This is a genomic window from Streptomyces sp. NPDC006207, assembly GCF_040613835.1.
Classification (GTDB): domain Bacteria; phylum Actinomycetota; class Actinomycetes; order Streptomycetales; family Streptomycetaceae; genus Actinacidiphila.
Map to the genome: position 1 here is coordinate 1 of NZ_JBEXSX010000122.1, position 10,335 is coordinate 10,335.

The following is a 10,335-nucleotide window of genomic DNA, read 5'->3' on the forward strand; positions in this document are numbered from 1 at the left end:
TCGCAGTTCCGCTCACGAAAATTCGTCCGGGCACTCGATCGCCACCAGATGGCCGGATCGATAGGGAGAGTCGGGGCAGCCGGAGACAACGCGGCTATGGAGTCCTTCTTCAGCCTGCTGCAGAAGAACGTCCTCGACCGCCGGAGCTGGGCCACCCGCGAAGAACTGCGCATCGCGATCGTGACCTGGATCGAGCGGACCTACCACCGCCGCCGCAGACAAGCCGCACTCGGCCGCCTGACCCCCGTCGAATTCGAGACCGTCATGACCCCACCGGCCGTCCAGGCCGCGTGACCGAACCTGTCACCCAAACCTGCAGCAGACCCATGTTTGGGTTGAGACATGGCGCTCTCACAGCACGCATTCCAGGCTGCCTGCGGACCGGAGAACCTCGCGGAGGTTCTAACCCTGTTCCGGGACTGGGCGCTGACCACTGACATCCAAGCCTGACATCAACGGCGGCAGATGACTATGCATCCCGACACTCCGTGATGGAGGCGACACACCTCGCCGGTTGCCGCTGACTAGAGCAGGCACAACGGGCGAATCGAACTTACAAGGCAGATGTCGGCGACGACGTCAAGCGCCTCAGCCGACGCACGGTCCCGCTCTGACTCCACAGGGGCTTCGGCATCCCAGGGATCGATGCCCAGGTCCATGAACCGGCTGGCGTCGCGACCGTGGAGGAACCGTGCCCCTGTATAGGGGAGTTCGAAGGTCCAGTGCTCGGGCAGGTCGCGGGCTGCGTAGCGGCAGAGAAGATCGACCATCCCGAAGTCGAAGGCGGCCCAGCACCCGGGGGCTGCCCACTGCCGGTGCCAGATTACCGTGGTCCACTCGTTGGGGTCCGGTGTGTCCGCGCGCCAGCACAGCAGGTCGGCCTCCGTAGTCAGCCCCCAGCCGACGAGGAGTTCGGGCGCGTCGTACTCCTCCTCTTCAGCCCCAACGCATGGCAAGAGTCGAGGTCAACCGCTACGAGTCCGGAAGCCTGGGCGTTGACCGGCAGTGACACCTGGAGTCCGCAGCTGACCAGAGCGATAGTCCCTCGGGCGTTCTGAGGCTTCAGGGAAGCAAGTCACCCCGGTTCACGCAGTTGTACGAGCCGTCGTCATTGCGCCCCACGCTGTTGTACGACCAGCAGTGCAGCATGGGCGCGAGCGTCCACATCCGCAGTGCCATGAGGACGCCGAGGCAGGCGACAGCAGCCCATCCGCCGTAGGACCGCCATCCCGAGAGCGCCAGTCCGCCGACGGCCACCAAGGCTGCGAACCCCAGCACGTACACGGCCAGCGGCGCCAGGTTGTCCCGCAGCCCGGGAAACGACTCCATCTCGATGGTCCCCAGGAAGCTGAACAACACCACGAGTACGGCAATGGCGAATACGAGGGCGGCCGTGCAACCACGGGCAGCGCGCGCGTATGGCTCGAGCGTGACCTCGCCCTGCTCGGCGGCGTGCTCTCCGTTCACGGCACCTCCTCATCTGCGGTGAGCCGCGATCGTAACGGGCCGACGGGGCCCGGCAGGAGGCGAGCCAACGCCGGCTCACCGCCCAAAAGGCGCACTTGGCAGACCTACTGAGCGCCATTCCAGGCCCGAGACAGCTTGTCGAATGCGTGTTTGAGTCGGCAAGCAAGGCTCCGTCAGACCACGCGACTGTGCAGGCCAGCCGCCTACTGCGGGCGAACGAGCGGGGCGCCTTCTTAGCGCTCGGGCACATCCGCCGATCACTGGGGCACGATCGGCGCGCCTTGGCCAGGATGCGTATCTGCTGTCTCCCGATGGAGCGGCGTGGTCCTGCGTCCGCCGGCGGCCTGCCGTAAAGCCGCCTGGATCGGAATCCGATTGCCCCGTCGCGGCCGGCTGCGCATCCTGCTGGGATGCGTTTCTCGATCAACATCCCCAACTTCGGTGACTTCGCCGACCCCCGTAACGTCGCGACCGTGGCGGCTGCCGCCGAACAGGCCGGCTGGGACGGTCTCTTCGTCTGGGACCACGTACTGCACCGGCAGCACCAGGGGCGTCCCTTCGGGGACCCTTGGATGCTGCTGACCGCGGCCGCGTTGGCGACCTCCCGGATCCGGCTGGGCACCCTGTTGACGCCGGTCCCTCGTTACCGTCCGCAGCAACTTGCCCGCCAAGTGGCCACCCTGGAGCACCTCAGCGGCGGCCGGGTGATCTTCGCCGCGGGTCTGGGCGGTCCCATCGAGGACGAATACCGCAGTTTCGGCGACGCCGCCGAGCCGCATCTCCTCGCCGAGCGGCTGGACGAGGGACTGGAGCTGTTGAGGCGCCTCTGGTCCGGCGAGCCGGTAACCCACCACGGCCGGCACTATGAAGTCCGGGACGTCACCCTGCTGCCCGCCACCGTGCAGCGGCCCGGTCCTCCGGTGTGGATCGGCGGGTTCTGGCCGCGTCGCCCGCCCATGCGGCGGGCAGCGCGGTGGGACGGCGCGGTGCCGCTGTTCGAGACTGCCCGGCATGGCCATGTGCCGGATGCGGCGGAGGTACGGGAGCTGGTCGGCTACGTGCGCAAGCAGCGTACGGCCGGGGCCGAACACCCCTTCGAATTCGTGCTCGGCGGTGCCACGCCCCCGGACGCGGCCAGGGCCAAGGACGTGATCGGTCCGCTGCACGACGCGGGCGCCACCTGGTGGGACGAGCGACAGGTCCAGACCGGCCCCGACCTGGATCGTCTGCCCTCGGTGCTGCGCCGCATTGAGGCGGGGCCGCCGGTGGTCTAATCAGCCGTTCGGGGTGCGCCGGTGAGCACCACGTGCGGCAGGCCGTGACAGGTGAGTTCGGCGCGGAAGCGGCCGGTCATCCCGGAGCGCAGGTGCTCCCCGTCGCGCAGCCCGTCGTCCTCGAAGGGCACGCCGGCGTCGTCGGCCAGGTGACTTCGTCGAATGTGGCGTCGGGGCGGATCGTCAGCGGGCGCGCGTACTTCTCCTCGCTGTACGTGCGCCCGCACTCGGGCACCCATCGCGTCGCCTCCCACGCCCCTCCGCGCGCCCGGTAGCGCTCGGCCAGGGCGCGGGCCATGGTGGTGGTGCCGGTCGACGCCGCGCCGACGACCACCGCCCGGCGGGCCAGGGCCGCCCGTACCGGCGCGGCCATGGCGGAGTTCAGGAGGCCGCGCCGCGCAGGAATGGGGCTTGAGGCCACCGGCGCGCGCACGCTGCTCGACGCGTGCGCGGCGTCGGCACGATCGGGCCGACTCCGCTGCAACAGAACCCGGCCCTGTCCCCTGGTGCGAGTGGCAACGGCCGGGGTCAGCCAAACAGACCACCTATACCCCAGGGACACCCGGCCCGGGTGCCTCACGGGATAAGATCCGGTGAACCGGATTTCGTCGTGGTCTCAAGGACAATGGCAGCAGGTCGGCAAAGCAAAGGCAATACCTTTGCGGTGCGATACGGTTCCAAGAATGGCCGCAAAATGCTCATCCTGCAGCCGGCCGGAGCCCTGACCTGGCAGTACGGGCCGACCGCACGGAAAGCCGCGAGGCGTGGTTGTCCGGATTTCGCCCACGCTGCCGTCACACGCGAAATCAATTCAGGATACCGGGTGGACCGATCCCCGGCGTGGGCTCCACTCTGCCCATGGAGGCCCCTCACCGCCGGGCTGCAACCCACGGTGACATCCCCGGGGCCGAGCGAGTGGCAACGAGCATGGGAGGTCCCCCGGCGTGCCGCATGACACGCACACAGATCATTCGTCCACCGAAGAACCCCAACAGAGAAGTCGCGGTATCCGTATACCCACAGCGGTCGTTGTCGTCCTGGTCGCATTGGTCCTGGGAATCGCGTTCGCCTCGCGTATCCGGATCGACGTCCACTTCGCGGCACCGACACTGCCGGCCCTGATAGCGGCGGAGCTGATCCGCCGGCTCGTCCGTTCCTTCATCTCACCGAAGGACCGGTAGGCGCCGGAAAGCACGAGTCGGCGCAGCGGCCACGCCCGCTGCGCCCGACGGGCGTCCGTCGGACCTCCGTTGGACCTCTGTTGGACGTCCGGCAGAATGACCCGGTGACCCCCGAATCCGGACCCCACCGCCGTGCCGCAGACCCGGTCCGGACCCGTCTGACGGCGGCCGCGGCCGCGGTGATCACCGTCGGTGCAGGGCTGGGGGTCCGGGCCGTGGCCGAGGGGAGCGTGGCCAAGTACGGCGGAGACGCGCTCTACACCGTCCTGCTCGTCACCCTCGTCGTTCTGGCGGCGCCCCGGGTGAGGCCCCTGACGGCGGCCGGAAGCGCCCTGGCCGCCAGTTGGGTGATCGAGTTCCTGCAGCTCAGCGACGTGCCCGCGGAGCTCGCCCAACGCAGCCTCGTCGCCCGTCTCGTGGTCGGTTCCACCTTCAATCCGCCGGATCTGCTCTGGTACGCCTTCGGCGCGGCGGCGGGCTGGCTCGTCCACACCGCGGTGTGCTCCTTCCTGGCACGCCGGCGTACGGGGCACCGCTGACCTAATCCCACCACCCCGGTTCAGCGCGCGGCGAGCCGTAGCGCCATCTCCCGGGCGGAGGAGGGCACTCCGCGGACGGGCTCCCCGTACTGCGGGTGTGCCTGGTCGAGGGTGGGGACCAGGGAGCGGGACCGCTCCTCGGGTACGCGTTCCAGGACCGTCGTGCCCGTCTCCGCCTCCAGGGCCGGGGCGTAGCCCGCCGTGCGCAGGGCGGCGAGGGTCTCGTCCGGGGGCGCCGTGGAGATCAGCACCGTCGGCGCGATCCGTCGCAGGCCCAGCTTGGCGAGGCCGCGCGTCTGCGCGACCTCCGCGATCAGCGTCGTGTCGTCGGAGCGGATGCAGCACGCCGAACGCACCACCCGCAGCCGCCCATGGCTGCGGGCGACGTCCTTGACCGTGTACGTCAGCGGTTGCGGCAGTTCCGTTCCCGGCCGGCATACGGCGGTGAGGCGTTCGAGGATGCCGTCGGCGTCCCATCCCGCGTCGAAGGCCCGGCGCAGGGAGGCGGGTGTGATGCGCCAGACCACGGCGTGCCCCTCGGACTCGATGTCGCCGACCGCCGACAGCAGCGCCGCCAGATCGGGCGCGGGGGTGCCGGTGACGGTGGCCGTGGAGTCGGCCTGGAACCGGGCCGTGGTGCTCGGCGGCGGCAGCAGCGAGCGCAGGGCCTCGCGCAGCGCCGCCACCGCCTTGGCCAGGGCCGGGCGCTCGGCCAGGCCCTCCCCCAGCCGGTCGGCACCCTCGGCCGCCGGGTCGGCGTCCGCGCCGGGCACAGCCGGGTAGTGGCGGGCGGCCCCGGCGCCCAGGAGGCCGGCGACCGCGCGGCCGACTTCGGTGAGCGCGCCGTGGGTCACCAGGCCGAGCAGCTCCGCCTCCGCCAACGTGGCCTCGAGCCGCCCTTCCAGGTCCTCGTCCTCGTAGGGCGCGATCAGCACCGGCCGGAACCAGACGGCGCACTCCAGTAGTTCGTCGCGTCCCTCTCCCCCGTCGGTCAGCCCGTACCCGTCCGGCAACGTGGCCAGCGCCTGGAGCACGCCGTGCCGCAGTGGCGCCGCGTACGGGTCCTGGGGGCTGATCAGCGCGACCGGGGTCTCGCCCTCGTCGGGCCAGTACGTGAACACCTCCGGGACCACGGCCCAGGCGGCCGTCAACGGCAGCAGCTTCCCGGCGGGCGTGGCCGCGGCCCAGGCGTCGTAGCGCTCGCCGGGCAGCAGCCGCGCCGGTTGCGGCGGAGTGGCGGGACGTCGGCGCCCCCGGCCGCGAGGGGCGGGTTCCGCCTTCTCGGCCTGAGGAGCGGCAAGGCCCGCGTTCACCGCCAGGTCCAGCCACAGCCGGGTGTGTGCCTCGCTCGTCCCGGCCGCCTTGGCCAGTCTCCTGGTGTCGCGCACCGCGATCCCGCCGGCCTTGCGCACCGCCACCGGTCGCGCGGCCAGTTCCCGCAGCACCAGTTCCGCCCGCCATGCGGCGGCTCCCGCCGCCACCGCGCCCTGGGCCGCCCAGTCCGGGGGCAGCCGGGTGACGCACGTCAGCGGTTCCGGGTCCAGGCTCGGCGTGGGCGCGGGCTGATCCCCGCGCAGTGCGTGACCGACCTCGTACGGCAGTTCCACCAGATCCGGCCCGACCGGCACCACCATGCCGTGTTCGGCGAGCCAGTCGGTGCCCTCGTCCCCGCTGCCGCCCTCCCGGAACGTGTACTTGCGGTCGGGTCCCGCGTAGTCGCCGTACCGGGACACGAAGCAGTGCGTGCGCAGGAGCGGGGGTCCCTGCAGCATGTGGTCGAGCAGTTCGTGAGCCGCCGCCGGGGCGGTGGCCACCAGCTCCCGCACCCGGCCGGGGTCCGCCAGCAGTGCGCCGACCGCCGCCTGTGCGTCCGCGCGGGTGCGCTGCTCGATCCCGAGGGCGGCGGCGATCCGTTTGATCTCCGGCGCGTTGTACGCCTGTGTGAACAGCAGGTCGGCCGGCCTGCCGTAGCCGTCCATCCGGGCCGCCGACGTGTGCAGCAAAGACGGCAGCGCCAGCCGGCCGCGCGGCGCGGGGAGCACCAGCGCCCGCTCCCGCAGCCGTTGCAGCGCTTCCGCCGTCCTCTCACGTGGCGTGCCGCCCTGCTCCAGCCAGTCCAGCACGTCCGCCTCGGGCACCAGCCGGGTGTAGGGGTCCACCGGCGGCGGCGCCGGGCGCCAGCCGTACGCGTGCTGCTCGGCCGCGGGCACCGGCCCGTACGTCTCCAGGGCCCGGGCCGCCACGCACGCCAGCAACTGCGCCTCGCCCCCTGTCCCCGCAGCGACGGCGCGCTCCACGGAGTCGTCGGTGAGGAGGTGCTCCGCCAGTTGCCGGAACGTGGTGACCGGCGCATAGCCCGCGGCACGCGGCAGTTCGCGCTCTTCCAGCAGGGCGGTCAGGGGCTCGGCGGAGAGCCCGGCGAGCCACTGTTCCAGGGCAGTACGTGCATGCACCCCCTGAGCCTAGAACAGTCCGAGTCCCCCGATGGCACCCCTCTCGCGATGCACTTCGCCTCGGAGGCGCCGTACCGGCGGGGGCAAGGTGCGGCCTCACGACACGGCATGCCGCCGTGCCGTGGGGCCGCGCCCCGCAAGGAGGCTGGTCAGAAGCCCAGGCTCCAGGTGTCGAGGTAGCCGGGAAGGACGATGAAGTTGCCGGGGGTGTTGTCCCTGACCCGGAGCTTCCAGGTGCCGTTGGCCGGGACGGTGGAGGCGTCGACGGTGAACGTCTGGTGCAGTTCGGGGATCGCGACGGGGCCCTGCGACCAGCCCTTGACCGGGATCACCCGGCCGTCCTCGCTGACCAGGTCGATGACGTAGAAGCCGACGTGGACGGCGTAGAGGTCGACGGTCACCTTGAGGTCGGCCGGGGCGTTGCCGTTGCGGCCGCTGACGGTGACCGGGCTCTCGATCACCGCCCAGTTGGGGATGTCGTACCGGTTCGGGTTGACGAAGACGTCGCCGCCGGAGGCCAGGACGGTCCACTGGTAGCGGACCGTGCGGCAGTTGCCCGCCGCGTCCTTGACGGTGATCGCGGGCCGGTACTCGCCGCCCTTCACCGGAGTCCCGGAGACAAGGCCGGTCCTGGCGTTGATGGACATGCCGCGAGGGAGGCCCTTGGCGGAGTAGGTGAGGGGGCCGGGGCGGGAGCTCTGTGCCTGGATCTGCCAGGTGACCTGCTGGCCGGTCGCCGTCCGCCGCGGGTTGGTGCTGTCGATCGCGAGGTAGTCGACGAAGCGGTACCCGACCTTGACCGCGGCCCAGGCGTTGCCGACCGCCTCGTACTTCTTGCTGCCCATCCCGTAGAGGTCGGCGGCGGCCTGGAGCGTGGCAGTGCGCGCACCGGCGAAGTCCGTGGTGCTGGTCATGTAGACGGTCAAGGCGCGGTACCAGATGTCGGTGGCCGACTCGCGGCCGATGCCGGAGACCGCCTTGCCGTCGAAGGTCGGGCTGTCGTAGCTAACGCCGTTGATCGTCTTCTTGCCGCTGCCCTCGGAGAGCAGGTAGAAGAAGTGGTTCGCAGGGCCCGAGCTCTGGTGCGGGTCCAGGTACTTGGTGCCGGTGGTCCAGTAGTCCTGCGACCCGCCGTAGCCCACGTCGTCCTTGGAAGGCTGGTCCATGTAGCGCAGCGGTACGCCGGTGCCGTAGACGTCGACCTTCTCGGCGATCAGGTAGTCCGGCACGTCCTTGGGGCTGTTGGTGAAGAACTCCACCGCGGTGCCCATGATGTCGCTGGTGGCCTCGTTCAGTCCGCCGGACTCTCCGCTGTAGATCAGGTCCGCGGTGGCCGAGGTGATGCCGTGCGTCATCTCGTGGCCGGCGATGTCCAGGGCCGTCAGCGGCCGCTGGTTGTCCTCGCCGTCACCGTAGTTCATGCAGAAGCACTCTTCGTCCCAGTACGCGTTGACGTACCCGTCGCCGACGTGGACGTAGGAGCGCGCTCCGACGCCGTCGTCCGCGATGCCCTCGCGGCCGTAGCGGGAGTGGAAGAAGTCCCAGGTCTGCTGGGCGCCGTAGGCGGCGTCCACGGCGGCCGTCTGGAGGTCGGCCGGCGTGCCGTCGCCCCAGACGTCGTCGTCGTCCGTCATGACCTGCCGGGTGTCGTAGTCGTACGTCTCGTGGTTGCCGCGTGCGGCGTCCACCAGCTCGAAGACGTCACCGTTGCGGACGGAGCCGATCTGCACGCTGCCGTTGTGCTGGCCGGTACCCGTACCCGCGTGGACCTGCTCGACGCTCGCGAGCTGCTTGCCGGTCTTCGCGTCGGTCACCACCTGGAGCCGGCTGGGGGTGCCGTCCTTCTGGACGCCGGTGACGACGGACTCCCAGGCCAGGGTCGGTGCGCCGGTCGACGCCCAGACCACCAGGCGCGGCGCGCGGTCCACCGCGGCCTTGCGGGTCTCCTCCCGGCCGGCGATGTCCAGGGCCGCTTTCCGCGCCTTGGCCGCCGCGAGCGCCGGCTTGGTCGTCGGCACCGTGAGCTTCGCGCCGGACGCCTTGGTGACCGTCCGGGCGCCGGCCCGCTCGTGCACCACCAGGTCGCCGCCGAGGACGGGGAGACCGGCGAAAGTCCGCTCGTACCGCGTGTGGACGGTGCCGTCGGCGTCCTTGACGACGTCCCTCGGTATCAGCTGCTCCTCGTCGCCCAGCTTCAGCGACTCGGCCGTACCGGCGCTCGTCGCGGCGGCGGCCTTGAGCATCTGCCCGCGCTGCGCAGCGGTGAGCGGGACCGTCCGCGCTCCGGGCACGGAGGACGCCGCGGTCCCCTGCGGGCTCTCCTGCGCGCCCGCCGAGGCGAGGGGCAGGACGGACGCGATGAGCGTGGCCATGGTGACGGTCGCGGTCGCCACGGCGCGTCTGCGCCCTGACGACCGGGCTGCGGATGGCGTGGACCGGGTGGCGCGGAAGGTGCTCGTCACTCCTGGGACTCCTTGTGAGTGGGGGCGATGCGGGGGCGGGTGAGGACGTGGCTGCGTCGGAGCCGCCCTCGCCCCCTGAAGTGGCCCGAACACAGCCCCAGATGCTTGCAGCGGCCGGTCCCCCTGTCACGAGTGCGGAGATCATTGTCCGGATTCCGGAGAGAGGCTCGCGGGGGTGTCACAAAGCGGCGGCCCATCTGGTCTGTTCGACCTCGCGGGAGGTACTCGGCGCTGCTCGACAGCCCGCTCCGGACGTCGACTGCCGCCTGCCGCGGGGCCCGCCCCGCGAAGGCACCGTCGGTGCACGAAGCTCCCGCCGTCGCAGGTCAGCCGGACACCGACAGCTGCCCACTCGCACCCCTCCGGACCGGTGGCGGTCCCCGGCCGCAAGGGCAAGCCCCCGGAGCCGGTTGCCTCGCACCGCCGCGCCGACGCCTGGGCCCGCATCGTGGGCACGTCACCTCGCGCCACGTGAGGACGGGACGGTTTCCGGCCAATGTGGCCGCCGGACGACCCTGTCGCACACTCGGCGCGACACCCCCGCCGCGCGCTCTGGACGTCGCGCCGGGCGCTGTGCGAGCATCACTGCCGGTCAGGTGCACGGCACTTGGCCTGCTTGATCCCGCCGCGCCCGCGGCCCGCAGATCTCCCTGCCCGGCAGGTAAGGGGGTCCCTTTCAGAGGAGACCCTTGTGCCCGTCGCACCTCGTCCCGCCCGGCCGACGCAGTGGCCGTTCTACCTGCGCGCGGTCGTGGACATCGTCTTCCCCGCCCACACGCTCCGCGTCATGCCCACCGCCGGACGGCCGGGCCGGCCGGGTCTCGCGTACCCGCTCCACGGCGGTCAGACGATCCACATCGTCACTGAGCCTTTTCCAACCTGATGGAGTGCGTGGGTAGTTGGGCTGGAGGGGTGGTGTCTGGACGTGAAGAAGCTCCTGGTAGACGGGTTCACGACCA

Annotated in this window: 8 protein-coding genes and 1 pseudogene; 4 read left to right on the top strand and 5 right to left on the bottom strand. The window is 71.1% G+C overall.

All coding sequences use genetic code 11. The features are described from left to right. Positions 1 to 294, top strand: a 294-nt coding sequence (locus ABZ312_RS44340) for an integrase core domain-containing protein (RefSeq protein ID WP_500440156.1), incomplete at its 5' end; no start/stop codon positions are given. 230 nt (positions 295 to 524) lie between these two features. On the opposite strand, the gene ABZ312_RS44345 is transcribed toward ABZ312_RS44340, so the two are convergent. Next, entirely contained in the window at positions 525 to 956 is a 432-nt protein-coding gene (locus ABZ312_RS44345) for a hypothetical protein (protein ID WP_500440157.1), read from the bottom strand. A 106-nt stretch (positions 957 to 1,062) separates the two neighbouring features. Beyond that, positions 1,063 to 1,467, bottom strand: a complete 405-nt coding sequence (locus ABZ312_RS44350) for a hypothetical protein (protein WP_500440158.1) — start codon at positions 1,465 to 1,467, stop codon at positions 1,063 to 1,065. A 410-nt stretch (positions 1,468 to 1,877) separates the two neighbouring features. Here ABZ312_RS44350 and ABZ312_RS44355 point away from each other — a divergent pair, with 410 nt between their 5' ends. Beyond that, entirely contained in the window at positions 1,878 to 2,741 is an 864-nt protein-coding gene (locus tag ABZ312_RS44355) for an LLM class flavin-dependent oxidoreductase (protein ID WP_500440159.1), read from the top strand. 11 nt (positions 2,742 to 2,752) lie between these two features. Here the strand turns inward: ABZ312_RS44355 and ABZ312_RS44360 are convergent. Continuing rightward, positions 2,753 to 3,105: pseudogene (locus ABZ312_RS44360) on the bottom strand (AAA family ATPase); the annotation flags it as partial. Between the two features lie 921 nt (positions 3,106 to 4,026). Here ABZ312_RS44360 and ABZ312_RS44365 point away from each other — a divergent pair. Continuing rightward, positions 4,027 to 4,461, top strand: coding sequence for a ribosomal maturation YjgA family protein (locus tag ABZ312_RS44365; protein ID WP_500440160.1), 435 nt, complete (start codon positions 4,027 to 4,029; stop codon positions 4,459 to 4,461). A gap of 20 nt (positions 4,462 to 4,481) precedes the next feature. On the opposite strand, the gene ABZ312_RS44370 is transcribed toward ABZ312_RS44365, so the two are convergent. Together ABZ312_RS44370 and ABZ312_RS44375 are read right to left on the bottom strand one after the other, a co-directional pair. Continuing rightward, on the bottom strand, positions 4,482 to 6,914 hold the full coding sequence (locus ABZ312_RS44370; RefSeq protein WP_500440161.1) for a helicase-associated domain-containing protein: 2,433 nt from the start codon (positions 6,912 to 6,914) through the stop codon (positions 4,482 to 4,484). 149 nt (positions 6,915 to 7,063) lie between these two features. Next, positions 7,064 to 9,307, bottom strand: coding sequence for a M4 family metallopeptidase (locus ABZ312_RS44375; RefSeq protein ID WP_500440162.1), 2,244 nt, complete (start codon positions 9,305 to 9,307; stop codon positions 7,064 to 7,066). A 760-nt stretch (positions 9,308 to 10,067) separates the two neighbouring features. Here ABZ312_RS44375 and ABZ312_RS44380 point away from each other — a divergent pair. Further along, the gene (locus tag ABZ312_RS44380) at positions 10,068 to 10,259 is read left to right on the top strand and encodes a hypothetical protein (protein WP_500440163.1); all 192 of its coding nucleotides are present in this window, start codon (positions 10,068 to 10,070) and stop codon (positions 10,257 to 10,259) included. Positions 10,260 to 10,335 lie beyond the last annotated feature (76 nt).